Here is a 16,282-nt window from a genome sequence, read left to right on the forward strand (position 1 = left end):
GGTATCGCGTCGGTCACGTCTTACAGTTGCGCATCTGGTGGTGCCGTGGACTACTGTACCGCGTGTTGGTGATTCCCAAGGCGGGTGAATGGCTACTATCCGTACGATCGAGATCGAAAACTTCCGCGGCATAAAAAGCCTGAAATGGCACCCGAGACCCGGGGTCAACTGCCTGATCGGTCCAGGAGACAGTGGGAAGTCCACGATCCTTGACGCGATCGACCTCTGCCTCGGAGCACGGAGAACGGTACAGTTCACCGATGCCGATTTCTGTGGGCTGGTTGTCGATAACGCCATAAGCATCACCCTCACGCTCGGAGACCTCGGTCCGGAACTGAAGTCGATCGACGGCTACGGGCTCTATCTCAGAGGCTACGATCACGGAAAGAAGCACTTGGAGGACGAACCGGGCAGCGGCCTTGAGACGGTCCTGTCGCTAAACATGCGTGTTGAGAGCGACCTCGAACCCGTATGGTCGCTTGTCTCCGAGCGCGCGCAGGCTGCGGGTCAGACGAGGAACCTGTCCTGGTCCGACCGCGTCAATCTCGCGCCAGTCCGTATCGGTGCATTGTCCGACTATAATCTTTCGTGGAGACGGGGTTCGATCCTCAACCGCCTCTCCGACGAGACGGCAGATGCGTCTACGGCCCTCCTCGAAGCAGCACGCACCGCAAGGAAGTCATTCGGCATCGACGCGGAGAAGAAGCTCGGCAAGGCCCTTGCGATCGTGACCGAGGTGGCAGGTGATCTTGGGATCGATGTTGGTGCTCACGCCAAGGCCGAACTCGAAGCCCACTCAGTATCTGTGACTGCCGGAACGATTTCTCTGCACAACGAGACGGGCGTTCCGCTCAGGCGTCTCGGGATCGGTTCGACACGGCTGATGATATCGGGCCTTCAGCAAAAGAACGCGTCCGAATCCGCGATCCTGCTCGTCGATGAACTCGAACACGGCCTCGAACCTCATCGCATCATTCGCTTCGTGGATAACTTAGGCGCGAAAAAGAAGGATCCGCCGCTGCAGGTCTTCCTGACAAGCCATTCGCCCGTCGCTGTCCGGGAATTGTCGGTGGACCAGCTCTCGATCCTGAGGAAATCCGGCGGCCGACACGAAGTCCTTTGGGTCGGAGAATACCCGGATCTACAGGGAACCCTGCGGCTCTATCCGGAAGCCTTTCTCGCACGATCCGTGCTTGTGTGCGAGGGAGCAAGCGAGGTGGGGCTGCTGCGTGGGATCGACCAGAACCGTGTCGAGGCGGGAAAGCGTTCGATGTATGCTGCAGGAACCTGCCTGGTAAGCGCCAACGGCTGCAACAACATCATGCCCCGCGCGAACGCCTTCCAGTCCATGGGTTATCGCGTAGCGACGTTCCGTGACGACGACGTTCGACCGCCTGTGGGAGAAGAAGGGGTCTTCGAGCTCGAAGGCGGCGACATATTCAAGTGGCGCAAAGGGAACAAGCTCGAAGTAGAGCTCTTCGGGAGCTTGCCCGCGGAGGCCGTCGAGCACTTGCTGGAAAGGGCGCTGGAGGATCGGTCGGAAAATGAGATCGACAGTCAGCTCAGAAGCCATTCAAACAACGCCGTCACGCTGGAAAGGGTTCGTGAGGAGTTGAAAGACGGCGCATTGAGCCATGAGACCAGAAGCGCCTTGGGATGTGCGGCCGGCGGCAACAAGGAAGGAAAGAAGGCCTGGTTCAAGTCTGTCGGGGCGATGGAGGAGATCGGCCGTGACGTCGTGATCCCGCATCTCGATGGCAGTGACAAGGAATTCAAAGCGGTCGTTGTGGCTCTGAGAAAGTGGTGCATCAGTGACTGAGGAACAGATCGACCTCCTTGATATCCGCTGCGGCTCCGTCACCGCGCCCGCAGGCTGCGGAAAGACGCAACTCATAGCGGATTCGTTGGCCCGGCATTTGGAGAGGAAACCGACCCTCGTCCTCACCCACACCAATGCTGGCGTAGCTGCGCTGCGGTCCCGGCTGGAGCGGGCTGGGGTTCGATCGTCCTCTTATCGGCTGGCAACTCTGGACGGCTGGGCGCTCAGAACTCTAAAGACCTTTCCGGCTCGCTCCGGCATAGATCTCGAGCATCTCGAGCTTGCGAAACCTCGCGACGACTATCCAGCGATCAAGCGGGCCGCGGCATCGCTACTTGGCGGCAGGCACATAGATGATATTCTGGACGCGAGCTACAGTCGGCTCATAGTCGACGAATATCAGGATTGTGGTCCGGAGCAGCACCAGATGGTCTGTCACTTGTCCACAGTACTCCCGACCGTAGTCCTTGGCGACCCAATGCAGGAAATCTTCAGTTGGCAGGGTGCGCACCCTGACTGGGAAGATGACGTTTGCTCGACGTTCGCATCGGTTGGCGAGTTATCGACGCCCTGGAGGTGGATCCGCGCGGATGCCGAGGGGTTTGGACGATGGCTTCTGGAAGGGCGACGCACGTTGATGGCGGGGAACCAGATTGACCTCCGCGACGCTCCACCGGAAGTGGAATGGGTGGCACTGGACGGTGTCGACGATGACGAGAAGCAGCGGCGTGCATGCTTGGTAAAGTCGCCTCAACGCGGCGGCGAAGTTCTGATCATGGCGGCGGGTGTGCAAAGAGACCTGCAGCGCCAAATCGCAAGGCAGACGCCCGGAGCCGTCACCGTCGAGAACGTCGACCTTACGGACGTGATCGATTTCGCTGCAAGTATCAATCTGGATCCGCCGGGGGATCTGGAGACGGTGTTGGAGTTCGCATCGGAGGTGATGACGAATGTGGACAGGACCGATTTGATACGAAGGGTGGCGGTGCTGGAGCGCGGAGCCGGGCGCAAGGAAGCCACGGCTGCGGAAGTGGCAGCAAGCGATTACAGGAAGACCGGTTCGGCGGAAGACCTCGTCAAGCTGTTCATGACGCTCGAGGGCAACCCTGGGGCCCGCACTTTCCGCCCTGAAATTCTGCGCACCTGTATTCAGGCTCTCCGAGCTTGCACGCCCGGCACCCCTGGCTCGTTTCTTGATGCTGCTTTGCGTATCCGCGAGCAGAGCCGCATCATCGGACGGCGCGTTCCTCCGAGGGCTGTCGGAAGCCCGCTGCTGCTGAAGGGCTTGGAAGCGGACGTGGCTGTGATCCTGAACGCGGCGGAGTTCGACAGGATGCCAATCCGCAACATGAAAAACCTCTACGTCGCGATCACGAGAGGTTCTCGAAAGCTGGTTGTTTGCTCCGCGAGTCCTTTGATCGGATAGACGTATCGGCAACGTTCCTTCCTCGACAACTTCCTGGCCGGGTAGTAGTCCACTTTTGGCGCATTGAGGATGCACACGGTGCATGCGCGAACTTCCACTCACCACCCTTCTGCGACGCCTGGGACGGCCAAATTGCCCGTCACCGCTTGAATCCAATCTGGCGCTACTCGCGCCTTTTCAAAGCCTCGCGCTCGAATTGCAAGCTGATCGAATCCTGCAGTTTGCCAACCGTGCCATCCTTTCGAAATCGCATGCCGTTTACTGCGAAGGTGACATGATCGTCGCTGGCATAGAGAGTGACCCCTGTTACCGAAAGCCGCAGAAGGCCGCCGTGTTGTTCGACTGTCACGATGTCTCCCTCCTCGATCCCAAGAATCGCCTGCGCTAACATGGAGCGTTCGCTTTCGAGCGCTCCTTCCCAGCGCTCCAATTCCCCCTCGATCTGGCGCCACGCCTCACGCGCGGATGAAAATGGGCGCTTTTCCCCGAACCATAGCCGATCCGCGATGGCCAGCGTCTCGTTGGGAACTTCTCGTTCGATTGCGTAGGCAGCGTTGAGCATCATCTCGTTCACCCGCTCCGCCTCGAGAAAAGCAAGAAGCCGCTCGCGATAGGGCGCTACTGACGCCCTCGTGATAGTCGGTGAAAACGACACCTCACGCTCAGGCAGATGGTCAATCGGCATGATCTCTTTCAGTGCCAGCCTGCCGGTCACATAGCGCTCCGGCGGATCTTCATCGCGCCAAGCCTTACGGGTGTATTCCACCCACAGCTCTGTTGCCGAAACGCAAAGAGTGCTGTCAAGAAAGAGACGCGACTCAGGCGTGAAGACGTGACGAACAGACCAGGCATGATCGGTCGCCATGAGCGGCATGACCACGTGCTGGAGCCTTTGGTCGCGGACGAAGCGGACAAGAGCAGCGATCCGCTCCTGGAGGTTTGAAGTCAGGCGCACGAAGACGACTGGACCATCTGCAGTGGACCAGCTTTTCTTGTATGCGTTCTCAAACACCAATAGCTGTGGCCGGGCCAGCGGCAACAGCCTGCCGACAAGGCCTACCAGGCTATTCTGTGCTGGATGCGCCCAAGTCGCGGCGACCTTCCCCGCCTTAACCCACTCATGCCCACGGTCTTGAATTGCCAGCAGGACCTGTGCGGCAACATCAGGACTTACCTGGGGGAGCCGGCCCCCTCCGAGCTCGGCTCCGCTCACATCGATGCCGCGATCTTGCAAGTCGGAGAGCGCCGCTCGAAAGAACTGTTGCTGCAGTTTCGACAGTAATTCCGCTGATCTGGCCCGAACCGATTCCCGGCGGCGACGTTCTATTTCCTCACGGAAAGCACCCAGCGGTGGACGACGTAAGATTTGGCCTGCCTCCACTTTCGCCCAGTATCCGCGCGGTGGCTTCGGAACCTGCAGGCGCGCGCAGAGCTTGCCGACCGCAACATCCGATACGCCAAGCTCTTTGGCCACCTCTTGGGTCGGCTTCTCCCAAACCAAGGCAAACAATTCCTCGCGGGACAGGTCGTGTCGGGCCATGCGATCTCCTTCTGTTGAGAGCCAAGATAGTTACGAACTCCGCCGACGGCGATTCACTTGCAGGACCTGGCGCGGGACTTTGTCGGGGGCGATTGCCCGCTCCACCCATTTCCGTCATCCCCGACACGTGCACCGAACGGCTCGATTGAGCCCTGCGCTCTCACTTGATCGCATCTTGCAGATCGGCTTCCGATATAGTTCGGGCTTCCAAGAGGTGCGAAATGGAAGATGATATCTGGGGTGGGGCCTTCTATGACGATGGCGAGTGGGTTTCCCGGTCCGACGTGGAAGAACAGCTCCGATACCAGGAGTGGCGAGCAAAGTATCCTAATGCGATCAGATCTTTGATTTCGTATTTTCAGGATCTCTTGTCGCTGGCGGAAAGCTACCACCTTGAGACAGGTCGTCATCTCAATGTGTACGGCGACATTGGGGAACTCTTCGGCGCCATCACCTACCGAATAAAGCTGAACAAGAATTATGCGCAGGGTTCTGATGGTAGGCTTGGCAACGATCACATCGAGATCAAGACCATCACCCCGTTCAAGTCCAAGGACGAGGTTGTCGTGAAGGTATCAGGTAACTTCAGCAAGCTGCTCGTCGTGAAGATCAACGCGGACTTTGAGGTCTCATCCCGGATGGTCGATCGCTCGAAGCTTCCCAAAACGGCGAAGCCTTTCCTCAGGGATAAGGTGGGGTGATCTGCTTCCAGGCGAATGACGGCTTCGTCCGCGATCATGCCATTCCGGCAGTCGAGGTGAAGGGCAAAGGTCCACCCGGTACGGCCGTTGCCTGAAGGTTACTAAAGGGCAGCAATGCATCAAATCTCGCCGCTCGTCGCACGAGCCGTCAGCCGCACCATTCATACGGATCATGATACCCGCCGGCATAAGGCCGGCCATAACCGCTTACGACCATCATAGCCGCGATATCGTCGCCGGCAGGGTCCTGACGCTGACGAGGATCCGACCATAGCGATCGCGCCCTTGCGGATGAAATAAAAGGCCGGGCGTCTGCATGAGTTCGCGCAGACGCGACGTTGCTGCATGGGAGGCCAAAAGGGCAGCAGCACCTAATAGCAGTCGCGGAAACATCATTCAGACATATCCTCTCGGATTGATTTCACTTCATGGAGCAGAATCGAATCAATTTCGGGGCGCCAGCGCAAGAGGTTTCTTCGGGCGAGGCGGCCCGGCCGAAGGCGGGCGGCGCTGTCGCGCCGCCCTTCGCATCAGTCCCGGGGGATGACCGCCAGGAGACTTTCGTCGTCCTGGCCCGGATACCGGCCGAGGTTCGCGTTCAGCTTGGCAAAGCCGGTGTTGACCGAGAGCGTGTAGTAGTCGCCGCCGTTCTGGTTCTTCTTCTTCCAGATGCCGCCGATTTCGATCCGGCGGCCGCGCGGCGTCTTGCCAAAAAGCCGGAAGACCGGGGCTTTCGGGTTGTCGCTGGCGATCGCTTCGCCAGTCACATCGAGATCGTAGGACAGTGAGGCGATGTTGCCCGTTATCTTGTCGCCGTCGATCTTGATGAAGTTCACGAGGTCTGCCATCGGAATTACTCCTCTTTTGGGTTGCCGATGCGGAAACACGGGAACGAACAAAGGACTTGCGTCACCCGACTGGGCCGGAACACGGTGGAGGACGCCGAAAACCGGCGATTTTGCCTCGCGAGGAAGCGCCGTAGGCGCGGGGAAAATCGTCGGTGCAGGCGTTGGCGCATGTCCGTTCGGTCCTAGATTCCGCTCGCCAGGCAATCCAAAGAGAGCGGAGTATTTCCTGTGCTCTTGGCAGGCCGATGAACTACAGGTTCGGCCCACGGTAAGGGTATAACATTCCTTTCCCGTCGTTACCTCTGATTGTAACGAAACGATGCCTTGCATCTACGCATAGCTAGAACGTCTGCCGTTGGTACCGCAGCTCTACTCCGGTCGTGTCGGACCAGCTCACCGAACCAGCCGTGCCGACCGCCTGGCCTACACAACGGTCAAGACCGCCGCGCACACGCGACGATATTGAGCCTGCTCCGGCAGGCCGCTCGACAAGCCTGTTTCGGCCCATTCGGGTAAGATCGGACAGACGCGAAAAATGGTCGTGGCAGGGCCGCGCTGTCTTTAGACAGCGGCGCGAGCCGCGCCGGTCCCGATTCCATCAAACATCGCTGCATCGAAGACGAACGGCAGTTTCACCGAAAATCCCGGCGATCGACCGGCAGATGTCCCGATCCTGCCGCGCGCGAACACCGGTTGCGGCCGGTGGTTTGGAAGCGGCCGTGCTCCATGTCGCTCCTGAAATCAGCGTTATTCATTGCTGCGCAGACTACAGGCCGGCCAAGGGTCAGCAACCTTGTCGGCCAAATATTTTCCCCGCGCCTTCGGCGCTTCCTCGCGAAACAAAATTTTTCCCCCACAAGGTGCTCCGCTGCGCCCCTGCGGGTGCAAGCCCCTGTCCGGCCCGCCGCGTAACTCCGCAATAACGCAGATCACAGGAGCTCCACCATGAACCAAGCCATCAGCTTCTTCCAAGCCACCGGCCGCAGCCTCCGCACTTTCCTCGGGAAGATCGTCAGTCACTTCTTCCGGCGCGGTAGCGTCGCCCTGAAGATCGCGGTGAAGCTGCCGTTCGTTTTCGAGGCAGACCTGACGGTCAAGACGGAATGGAATCGGGACCAGAGCCGCTAATGCGGTCATCGCCAAGGTCGCTCGAGCGGCCTTGGCTATTCACGCGGCCGTCGGCCGCCAATGCAGCGAGCCTTAATCCGGCTCGCACCTTTGTCTCCTCCTCGGGGGGGAAAGATCGGCCGCCGGTCTCTCCCCCGCAACAGGCAAAACCGGTCTCCCCGTCCTTCCGCGCTCTCGCTTGTGCAGGACCAGGCTCGAGGATCTGCGCGCACCGCGCGCGGATCCTCAGTTCCTGTCCCTTCGGGCGGGTGATCCCCCTCCGGTTTTGCCTGTTGCCCCCCTCTCTCCGGGTCGGATCGCCGACTGCTCGGGAGCAGGAGCGGGGCTCCTGCCCCATCGGGGACAGGAAGACCACGTTCCGCGGGAAAAGGAGATAGCACCATGCGCAAACAGCCCAAGACGACGAACACCACAGAGACACCTCGCGCCGATGTTTACGAGCGCATCACGAAGCGCATTGTTGAACAGCTTGAGCAGGGAACCCGCCCATGGATGCAGCCTTGGGGCGCTTGCGGAACGCCAGTGCGCCCGCTGCGGCACAACGGTGTGCCTTATCGCGGGATCAACACCGTTCTTTTGTGGATGGAGGCGAGCGAACGAGGCTACCTGTCGCCCTATTGGATGACCTACAAGCAGGCACAGGAGCTTGGCGGGCAGGTCCGCAAGGGCGAGAAATCGGCCCTTGTGGTCTACGCCAACGCCATCGAGCGCACCGAGACGACCGAGGAAGGCGAGGAGATCGAAAAGCGCATTCCCTTCATGAAGGGATACAGCGTCTTTTGCGCCGATCAGATCGACGGCTTGCCAGAGCATTTTTATGTGAAGGCGACTGCGCCGGAAGGCTCGGAGCGGAAGGAACGCATTCCCCATGTCGATGCCTTCTTTGCCAACCTTGGCGCGGATATCCGCGAAGGTGGAAATTCCGCCTTCTACCGAATCGATGCCGATTTCATCGGAATGCCGCCCTTTTCGGCCTTCGTGTCTGCCGAGGCGCACGCGACCACTCTCGGGCATGAATGTGTCCATTGGACTCGGCACCCGTCGCGGCTCAACCGCGATTTCGGGCGCAAGGTTTGGGGCGATGAAGGATACTCGCGAGAAGAATTATGTGCTGAATTAGGGAGCGTTTTTTTAGCCGCTGATCTTGGTCTTGCGATCGAGCCGCGCGACGATCACGCCGCTTATATTGCCAGTTGGTTGACCGTCTTAAACGGCGATAAGCGCGCCATTTTTCAGGCGGCATCCCACGCCGAGCGCGCTGTTGCGTACCTGCATAGCCTGCAGCCGAAGGCGGCAGCAGGTGACGACGAAGCCGCCGAAGAGATCGAGGAGCGCCGCGCCGCGTGAGCGGCGCGGCGTTTTCCGCCAAGGAGGTCGAAATCTATGGAAACCAAGCGCCTGACGACCGATCAGCACGCAGCGCTCACCGCATTTGCGCTGAAACACGGCGAGGGATGGAAGGAGCGGTTGAATCGTGCATGGATCGACGGAACGGCAGGGGCGATCCTGCAACCGCTTTGCGTGTCGCACGGCTTGTCGTGGCTTGAGGCCTACCGCCTCGCCGACTGGCCGCGCTCTATGTTCGATCTGCCTGCCGATCCGCTCGACGTCGAGCCCGATCCGATGAAGGCCGCGCGCGCGTGCCGAAAGCTCATCCGCGCCTATTTGCGCGGATTTGCGCAAGTCGATTGGGAAGACGTTCAGGACGCGCTTGCCGATGCGCTCGACGCTTTCGGTCTTGATCCCGAATACATTGAGCGGGAGGAGTAAACATGTCACATCTAGGCAAAGAGGGAGTAGTCATGAACGAGATCGAGCAAGCCGCGCTGGAACGCCTTATCTAGATCGCGACCTACGATACCGGTCAGAGCCGGCGCGTAGCGGATTTCTTGCTGGCATGGTCGAATGCCGATGACTGCGGCGGGTTCGATCTGACCCATCTCTGGAATGTGGATCAGGAGATCGCCGCCGACATGGTGATAGTATTCGGCATGGTGGCCCGGGTGCACAGCTATCCGGACACCCTCGGCTACAAGGGCGATTTCGAGTCCATTGTCCGCACCTGGTGCCGGGAGTTTGCGGAATCTGATTGACGGCCGAAGCGCCCACGGCCGGATCGACCGACCATTTGTGAGGGGCACCCGAACCCTGCCCCTCAAACTCCCCTCCCGCCAACTTTAAAGGGATCGCGTTGGTTTCCCGCTGAAAAACGCTGGTCTATCGGCGCCGGCGAGATATCAGACACCTTGCTCTCAGTGCATGTGACACTGTCCCCCGCCTAGGCGACTGGCGAAATGCCACTCGCTGTCAAGGCCATTCGGCGCGGCAAACGTGTCAGGACGGCGCACCGCCGTCAATGATTGACGAATGACAGGAGCAAAAGACAAGTTAACGATGCGACCGCATCTATTCCCCCATTGGGGCCGCATTGTCTCTTCGGCGAATTCTGATTTCAATCCGTCGACGGCTCTCCACGTTGCCCGCTTGTCCGGTGGTAAGCTTGTCCCCTGGCATTACGAGCTGGGCCGCCGACAGCGGAAGGATCGTCACACCCTCCAGCGCGCCGTTGCCGCGTAGGATGTTCGCAACGGAAATTGCTCTGGCAAGTCCGAGACCGGCATTGTCGGCCGGCACTAGTTCGGTGACCGGCGTCTTCGCCGATACGACGCCAATGGCGAGCTTGTCCATGTTGGAGCTGGGGCGCGATAGCGGCTGCTCGTCCGTGTGCCCGATCACCTCGACTATGTCGACTCCGTATCGTTTGAGGTTGTCGGCGATCTGCGTCGATATCGATCCGTTGAGATCGGCGGTGAACTTGTCCGTCAGCTCCGCGCTCCCCGACCGGAAGTAGTAGCCGCTGGCTTCGCTCAGGCTGATGATCGGGGGCCACTCGTGTGGCTTCGAAGTCTTCTTGGTCTTCTCGAGTTCGCTTTTAAGGCTGGCAAGAATGGCTTTGAGGTCTTTGCTCTCGGCCTGGGCGCTCTTAAGCTGCTCCTCGAGCTTCTGCTGATCCTTCAGGGAGTTCTCGGCGACCAGCAGCTCGTCGATCCTCTTCTTGAGCTTCTCCGGATCCGAGACGTCCATCGATCTCTGCATCAACACCGCGACACTCTTCACGAGCTCGTCGATGTGGTCCTTGTCGACGCCCTGCTCCTTCAGCGCCTTGACAGCATCTCGCGCGACGACCAGCTCCCGCCACTCTTCCTCCAACTTGCGCTTGTCCACCAGGTTGAGCTGTCCGGAGAGCGCGGCCATCCTGGTCTTCAGATCGTCGTTCTCCTTTTTCTTCTCTTTCAGATCCGCCTCGAGCTTCTCGACCTGCTTCAACGCATTGTTCGCCTTGAGCCGTTCGTTGGCGATGATTGCCCCGGTGACAAGGAGGAGGCAGAATACCAGCAGAAGCATGGATTCTGCCATTGTGAACCCGAGAATGAGCCCTCTGTTGTAGCCCTTGTGTTCTACCTTTGTCGCTGTGTCGGCGGCGCTCATCGGCTAAACCAGCCGCCCTTCTTCGGCTTGTCCTCCTCGGAGATCTGCTCGGTATGGACCGCTTCGCCTCCGTTTGCACCGTGAACGATTGTGGCGGTGGAGGAGCTTGGCAGGGCTTCGCCCACTGGCGTTGCAGAAAAGCCCGGAAGGCGTATCTGCGACCGCTCCTCCGCCAAGCGAGCGGACATCGTGTCCATCGCGCCGGCTGTCTTGTCAGCAGCGGCAGCCGCGCGTTCGACCGCATCCATGAGCTCTGCCAATCGCTTCGCGTGTTCGCCGGCCGTGCTGGAGACGGTAGACAGGTTGTCCGCCATCGCCTTCACGCTTGCTGTGTTCGTGTTCACGGAGGAGACCACGTCCGACAGCTTTTCCGCGTTCTTGAGGTGGGCCTCTGTCGCGCCCTTCGTCTCGGCGATGATGCCATCGACCCGCCCTACCAGTGCTGAAACAGCGTCGTTGCCAGTCTCGGTCGCCGCCGCAATTGCGTCCCATCTCCCGAGCATGGCTGCAATGGCTTGCGTGAATTGCTCGGAAGCCGCGTTTGTCCCTTCGAGCTTCGCAGTGAGAGCCGTGAGCGTCGCGTTCGTTTGCTTGAACGGCGTAAGGCTCGTCAGCACCTTCTTGACCGTTTCCTTGGTCGTGGCAGCGTTCTCGTCGATAGCTTTGGTGTGATCCGCGACCAAGGTCTGCAATGCTTCCATCACCGGTGAGACTTCAATCTTGAGGATCTCTTCCGGAGACCTGGAGGTCCTAAACTTGTCGATCACTCCGTCGACAGCTTCCGCCAACCTGTTCGTCCGATCTTCGACCCGTTCGACGGACGCTTTGAGCTTGTCGCTCATTTCGGAAACGGTCAGGGCATTACTTGCCGCATAAGCAATGATTTGATCTTGCGTGGAGTCCAATATCGACGTGAGACGCTCAGACGCTTCCTGGATCGACTTCGTAGCCTGTAAAGACATGGCCTCGATAGACGCGCGTACCGCTGCACCGCTTTGCTCCGCCTGGCGGGCGATCTCTTCGAAGCCTTCCACAAGCATTTGGTGGCTGGTCCGACGATAGTTGGAGAACTCCATTGCGGAGGTGTCCAGTTCGGTGCGCACGCGGCGTGTCATATCGGCAAGGTCGTACCGAACCGCCCTTTCGATGTCGACCGGATCGCGACGCATCTGGTTAAAGAGGATGCGCAGCGAGATGCCGACGATCGTCGAGGAGATCGCGACCCCGAAGTTCCTGACCACGTCCTCGATCGAGGCCTGGCCGGTGAACTGATAGAGAGACACGCCGAGGCTCGTGAGAGTGAAGAGGAACCCCATGTAGTAGAGATTGTCGCCCGCCTGCTCGTTGTGAAGGCGGAGACCATCCGCGGCGAACGATATAACGAAGTAGCTCACCATCATCGCCAGCGGGATCAAAGTGATGGTCACGGTGTCCACGCCGTAGAGCTTGCCGAACCATATGATCAAGGAGCCGACCAGCGTCATGGTCACAAACACAACGATGGGGCCGTTCGTCCGGATGAAATGCCTTATATCAGTCCGCATCACTTCAGCCCTGCCAGTTGCTCGAAACCAATCCAATCGCCATGGTTCCTGGTCACCCACTGCAGCCAGAACTCGGGCAATTCCTGCAGAGACTTCGTATTGTCTCTCTGGAAAGCGAGCACCTTGACCCCGATGCCGTCCAGAGGAGTGCGGAACTTGTCTCTCGCTGCGGTCTTTTCGAATGCGGCGTAGTCGGTGCCCGACTTGTAGATGGAAAAGGCGGACGTGTGCTCGATCATGTCGGACGCGACGATGAGCGTCTTGGCCTTGTCTTCCAGCTTGCCGTCCGAGAGGCTTTCTATGACGATGCGCTGGATTCCAGCCATGATGGGAGACTGCTTCCCTTCGGATCCCTCGCCGATCTGATCCTCGATCTCCTTGAGCGGCTTGTTGAACGCCTTTTCCCAACGCTCCTGAATACGCTTCTTATTGGAGATCAGCTCGTCCGCACTGTCGCCGTCGCCGGGGTTGCATCCCCTGTAGGTACGGCGCAAGGTCCCCTCTTCGTCAGTCAGAGCATAGACCTCGATTAGACCGCCCTTTTCGACGTCCGCCACGGTCTTCTGAAACTGACGCTTGAGATCGACCTTGGTGATGTCGGCTATCGGATCCGTGATGTCGAGGAGAACGGCTGTGACCGACGTCGGGCCGTCCTCCGGGCACGACTCGGCGTCCAGCGTCGCGACCTGCTTGGCCCTCTCTCGGAGGTAGAGGAACCCTCCCGCCGCTCCGATGATGATCAGGACGAGGAGCACGGCCCCAAGGACCGCTCCAACGGACACGTCGCTCTGCCTCTTACGCCGTCGTCTGGACATTGATGGTCTCCGGGAACAGATTGTCGAGCTGGTGGTAGGCCGTCACGGCGTTCTCGAATTCCTGCCCGATCTGCCGCATCTGCTCTGCCAACTCGTCTTCGGCCGCCTTGATCCGCTCGGCCAGCTCCTTGTCGTTCCAGTCGTCTCCTGTGTCGATGACCGGCTTTCTCCGCTCCAGCTTGTATTGCATGGCAAAGTATTTCGGCTCCGGCTTCGTCCTCGCCTGCCTGTTCGCCTCGCGATAGACGGCTAGAAGCTTTCTCGCGCACTCCTCAAGGCGATCCTGCTGGTCGTTGAACAGCCTTGCGATCCTTGCCCGGTTCTCGATTATCGACGCACATTCCCGCCGCCTTATCGTCAGATCGCGGATGATCGTCTCGACCTTGGTGTTGTGGTCGTCGCGGATTTCCTTCAACTGGTCGATCAGATCCAGCTTGTGATGGACGTAGTTGTCGCGGGCCTTGACGTAGCGGGTATGCACGCCGCCATAGCCGGGGTAGATGTCTCGGATGCTCAACACGTCGAAGAGTGCGACGGCCGAGAAGATGAAGCCGGTTCCGAAGAGGATCCACGAGTCGATGTCCCGCAGGAACAGCGGATCCGTCCTCAGGCGCGTCATAACCGCCGCTCCGATTTGTGTCGCCGTATCCGCGGACGCCTCTCGATAGTGGGCCATCGCGAGATTGAGGCCGATCGCAAGACAGAGCCACAGAAGAATCCCGATCAGTCCCCACAGCTTCCGGAACAGCGACCGATGGATGATGTTCGGAACGAGGATCCACGCCAGCAGGACCGTGCCGCACACGTTGGCGACGGCGAAGCCTAGCGCCAGACCGACGCCGCCGACGAGGCCCTGATCGCTTCCCTGTGCGAGATAGATGCCGTTGACGATGGTTTCGCCGATCAGCAGGACGACGATCACCAGCCACTTGATGATGGTGGCCATTTCCGATTTTGTCTGGGCCACACGCTTCAGACCGTTGTCCTTCCTGAAATTGGCGAGTTCCTCGTCCGCCTCTCTGAGGCTTCTACGAAGGCCGAACAGTTCGTCCCGCCCTCCGGCAACATCCGCCTTGAAATCGGTCAGGCTCGAGATATTGGCCTGACGGATGCGACCGAAGTGACCATCGAAGTCGAGGTTCCTCATCCTCGTGGCGTAGGTGTGAAGCTGATCCTCCAGGATCTGGTAGGAGTCGTCTCGCTCCGTCTCCACCCGATTGACAATGGCCTTTTCGACGTCGTCGAGAGCCTTCGAGGACTGGGCCGGCTTGTCCACCTCGCCGTTTTCCGCGCCCTTCTTGGCGAGTTCCAAGGTTTTCGCCAGCTTCTCGGGATCCAAAGGCGGGAAGGGATCCGTCGTGATCCGAAAGTCGTGACTTGATTCACGCACACTGTCGATGAGGCGGTTCAATGCTTCGAAGCGTTTAGCCATGTCGATTCACAAGCCGATGAGTTGATGCTGGTAGGTGGAATGTGCGGCAAGTCGCCCGGAAGGGCGCGTCACCTGCTCCCCCACAAGGGAGCGCGCCACCCTGCGGCGATGGCCTCGTCTTCGGAGCAGAACCATCGTTCTCCGCGCGCGAGATCGATCTTCGTCTTCGCATAGTCCTTTGACCACGGCACATGGTAGATGTGCTCGTTCTTGCGGTTGATATTTCCCTTTATGGGGCATGTTCGATCCGGAACGTCCGAGAGAGAGGCCTCCCACTTGTGCGCCCTGAAATCCCACGCGGTCTCGGTCGGAGCCTGCCAGATCCCGGCGCGATGTTCGCGCGCCGCGTCTTCCAGATCGGCGTAGTCCAGCGAGTATTTCCGGAACGCCCACGCCATGCCCGTCTCGATCATTAGCGCGTTGATCTCGACGCCCTCAGCCGTGCAAACGGAGATCGTCCGGCCATAACCGTCCTGACCACGATCGTCGCATTCGACCGATTTGCCATCCGTGATCTCTTCCATGTAGCGGATGGCTTCCTGTCCGCAGTTCCAATTCCTGCCGTCACTGCCCGCGCAAGCTTGTCCAGCTTCAGGAGCGTCTATTCCATGAAGGCGGTACCGAACACCGTTCAAATCAAGTGTATCTCCGTCGACGACGTGAACGGCTGAACCGGCGAATGCGGAACTAAACAGCGACACGAAGATCGCTAGAAATGCTGTATGAACTCTCAAAATTGCCCCCGAAACCCGCGATGAGGCTAGATCAAATGATCTATGGTTGCAATCGCGTAACCATTCAAGTTCTGTCGCTCCCGAGTCCTTTGGCGGCATGTCGCACGTAAGATCTTGACGGAGCCGCTGAGGCCTTATTCGGGAACCTGGGCCTTCTGTCCTGGCTCCAGGAGGCGGTGGTTGCGCCGATCACGGCAATAGCCGTCAGCATCGCGCTTAATCTTCGAACTCGCATTGAATATCTTTCCATCGGCCTGGCCTTCCCAAAGGTGTTTTCTCACTCAGTGCCTCGGCCGCCGTGTAGTCATTCGCATGCGATACCATCGCTATCGCGGTCGAGCTTGCGGCGGTAGCCCGGCTCTCCCGCATGAATAGGCGCTGCACCAGCCGCGCGTGCGGCGGAGCAGTTCGCATGGTAGACTTCGCCGCCTTCGGACGCGGTCTGGCCGTCATCATTCGTCTGGGCCATTGCCGGCAGCTCGCCGACGAGGAAGCTGAGGATGGCCGCAGCGGTAAGCAGGGTCCCTTTCATTCGATTGATCCGGAAATCGAGGTGCTGGTGCTTTGCGTTAGAGCCCGGTTTAGACAACCTGCTACTTCGCGTATATTCGACCAGATGGCTTAGCCCGTTAGGGTCGCATCGCCGGATTTCGAGGTGAGGAATTTCGCGGGGAGCTCGGCCCTACCGCTAGCGGTGCATTAACTTCTTGTTAACGAAAAACTTATTGCCGACTCGGGGGAATCACAGATAATAGCGGCAGTTGTCTGAATTCACGCGTAATATCGCCAGAATGGTTTCAAGGCCT

14 protein-coding genes and 1 pseudogene are annotated in these 16,282 nt (G+C 59.3%); 7 read left to right on the forward strand and 8 right to left on the reverse strand.

The features are described 5' to 3' along the window. Nucleotides 1–88: 88 nt before the first annotated feature. Together SS05631_RS30760 and SS05631_RS30765 are read left to right on the forward strand one after the other, a co-directional pair. The gene (locus SS05631_RS30760) at nucleotides 89–1,819 is read left to right on the forward strand and encodes an ATP-binding protein (protein ID WP_037424952.1); all 1,731 of its coding nucleotides are present in this window, start codon (nucleotides 89–91) and stop codon (nucleotides 1,817–1,819) included. Then, a complete protein-coding gene (locus tag SS05631_RS30765) occupies nucleotides 1,812–3,245 on the forward strand; it encodes a UvrD-helicase domain-containing protein (RefSeq protein WP_037424950.1) in 1,434 nt (477 codons plus the stop codon). The genes SS05631_RS30760 and SS05631_RS30765 overlap by 8 nt, the downstream gene beginning before the upstream one ends. A gap of 163 nt (nucleotides 3,246–3,408) precedes the next feature. Here the strand turns inward: SS05631_RS30765 and SS05631_RS30770 are convergent, their stop codons facing one another. Further along, nucleotides 3,409–4,785: a hypothetical protein gene (locus SS05631_RS30770; RefSeq protein ID WP_037424947.1), complete on the reverse strand. Its 1,377-nt coding sequence runs from the start codon at nucleotides 4,783–4,785 to the stop codon at nucleotides 3,409–3,411. 221 nt (nucleotides 4,786–5,006) lie between these two features. Between SS05631_RS30770 and SS05631_RS30775 the strand changes: the two are divergent. Further along, nucleotides 5,007–5,505 (forward strand): annotated as a pseudogene (locus SS05631_RS30775) (hypothetical protein). Between the two features lie 511 nt (nucleotides 5,506–6,016). Here the strand turns inward: SS05631_RS30775 and SS05631_RS30780 are convergent. Further along, nucleotides 6,017–6,334, reverse strand: coding sequence for a DUF736 family protein (locus SS05631_RS30780; RefSeq protein WP_037424945.1), 318 nt, complete (start codon nucleotides 6,332–6,334; stop codon nucleotides 6,017–6,019). 945 nt (nucleotides 6,335–7,279) lie between these two features. Here SS05631_RS30780 and SS05631_RS30785 point away from each other — a divergent pair. The 4 genes from SS05631_RS30785 to SS05631_RS30805 all read left to right on the forward strand — a co-directional run bounded on the left by SS05631_RS30785 (nucleotide 7,280) and on the right by SS05631_RS30805 (nucleotide 9,555). Beyond that, nucleotides 7,280–7,462 (forward strand): hypothetical protein, encoded by a 183-nt coding sequence (locus SS05631_RS30785; RefSeq protein ID WP_037424942.1) that lies wholly within the window; start codon nucleotides 7,280–7,282, stop codon nucleotides 7,460–7,462. 381 nt (nucleotides 7,463–7,843) lie between these two features. After that, on the forward strand, nucleotides 7,844–8,809 hold the full coding sequence (locus SS05631_RS30795) for a zincin-like metallopeptidase domain-containing protein (protein ID WP_050988355.1): 966 nt from the start codon (nucleotides 7,844–7,846) through the stop codon (nucleotides 8,807–8,809). A 36-nt stretch (nucleotides 8,810–8,845) separates the two neighbouring features. Next, on the forward strand, nucleotides 8,846–9,232 hold the full coding sequence (locus SS05631_RS30800; protein WP_037424939.1) for a hypothetical protein: 387 nt from the start codon (nucleotides 8,846–8,848) through the stop codon (nucleotides 9,230–9,232). Between the two features lie 74 nt (nucleotides 9,233–9,306). Further along, complete coding sequence (locus SS05631_RS30805) at nucleotides 9,307–9,555, forward strand: hypothetical protein (RefSeq protein WP_245369194.1); 249 nt, start codon at nucleotides 9,307–9,309, stop codon at nucleotides 9,553–9,555. A gap of 313 nt (nucleotides 9,556–9,868) precedes the next feature. Here the strand turns inward: SS05631_RS30805 and SS05631_RS30810 are convergent, their stop codons facing one another. From SS05631_RS30810 to SS05631_RS30835, 6 genes are all read right to left on the reverse strand, one after another. Further along, a complete protein-coding gene (locus SS05631_RS30810) occupies nucleotides 9,869–10,951 on the reverse strand; it encodes an OmpA family protein (protein WP_037424936.1) in 1,083 nt (360 codons plus the stop codon). Next, nucleotides 10,948–12,555 carry a methyl-accepting chemotaxis protein gene (locus SS05631_RS30815; RefSeq protein WP_245369193.1) on the reverse strand — a complete coding sequence of 536 codons (1,608 nt, stop codon included), beginning with the start codon at nucleotides 12,553–12,555 and terminating at the stop codon, nucleotides 10,948–10,950. The genes SS05631_RS30810 and SS05631_RS30815 overlap by 4 nt, the downstream gene beginning before the upstream one ends. Next, a complete protein-coding gene (locus SS05631_RS30820; RefSeq protein WP_037424931.1) occupies nucleotides 12,495–13,310 on the reverse strand; it encodes a hypothetical protein in 816 nt (271 codons plus the stop codon). Before SS05631_RS30820 ends, SS05631_RS30815 begins: the two co-directional genes overlap by 61 nt. Then, entirely contained in the window at nucleotides 13,291–14,742 is a 1,452-nt protein-coding gene (locus tag SS05631_RS30825; RefSeq protein ID WP_037424928.1) for a DMT family transporter, read from the reverse strand. The genes SS05631_RS30820 and SS05631_RS30825 overlap by 20 nt, the downstream gene beginning before the upstream one ends. Before the next feature lie 68 nt (nucleotides 14,743–14,810). Beyond that, nucleotides 14,811–15,575, reverse strand: a complete 765-nt coding sequence (locus tag SS05631_RS30830) for a thermonuclease family protein (RefSeq protein WP_172900212.1) — start codon at nucleotides 15,573–15,575, stop codon at nucleotides 14,811–14,813. 205 nt (nucleotides 15,576–15,780) lie between these two features. Then, nucleotides 15,781–16,008 (reverse strand): excalibur calcium-binding domain-containing protein, encoded by a 228-nt coding sequence (locus tag SS05631_RS30835; RefSeq protein ID WP_037424924.1) that lies wholly within the window; start codon nucleotides 16,006–16,008, stop codon nucleotides 15,781–15,783. Nucleotides 16,009–16,282: the final 274 nt, after the last annotated feature.

Source organism: Sinorhizobium sp. CCBAU 05631, assembly GCF_002288505.1.
Lineage (GTDB): Bacteria > Pseudomonadota > Alphaproteobacteria > Rhizobiales > Rhizobiaceae > Sinorhizobium > Sinorhizobium fredii_C.

Bases quoted from the DNA above. Each gene is read 5' to 3' on its own strand.
- SS05631_RS30810 (WP_037424936.1), bottom strand. From the start codon at position 10,951: ATGAGCGCCGCCGACACAGCGACAAAGGTAGAACACAAGGGCTACAAC.
- SS05631_RS30800 (WP_037424939.1), top strand. From the start codon at position 8,846: ATGGAAACCAAGCGCCTGACGACCGATCAGCACGCAGCGCTCACCGCA.
- SS05631_RS30785 (WP_037424942.1), top strand. From the start codon at position 7,280: ATGAACCAAGCCATCAGCTTCTTCCAAGCCACCGGCCGCAGCCTCCGC.
- SS05631_RS30835 (WP_037424924.1), bottom strand. From the start codon at position 16,008: ATGAAAGGGACCCTGCTTACCGCTGCGGCCATCCTCAGCTTCCTCGTC.
- SS05631_RS30820 (WP_037424931.1), bottom strand. From the start codon at position 13,310: ATGTCCAGACGACGGCGTAAGAGGCAGAGCGACGTGTCCGTTGGAGCG.
- SS05631_RS30795 (WP_050988355.1), top strand. From the start codon at position 7,844: ATGCGCAAACAGCCCAAGACGACGAACACCACAGAGACACCTCGCGCC.
- SS05631_RS30830 (WP_172900212.1), bottom strand. From the start codon at position 15,575: ATGCCGCCAAAGGACTCGGGAGCGACAGAACTTGAATGGTTACGCGAT.
- SS05631_RS30825 (WP_037424928.1), bottom strand. From the start codon at position 14,742: ATGGCTAAACGCTTCGAAGCATTGAACCGCCTCATCGACAGTGTGCGT.
- SS05631_RS30770 (WP_037424947.1), bottom strand. From the start codon at position 4,785: ATGGCCCGACACGACCTGTCCCGCGAGGAATTGTTTGCCTTGGTTTGG.
- SS05631_RS30760 (WP_037424952.1), top strand. From the start codon at position 89: ATGGCTACTATCCGTACGATCGAGATCGAAAACTTCCGCGGCATAAAA.
- SS05631_RS30780 (WP_037424945.1), bottom strand. From the start codon at position 6,334: ATGGCAGACCTCGTGAACTTCATCAAGATCGACGGCGACAAGATAACG.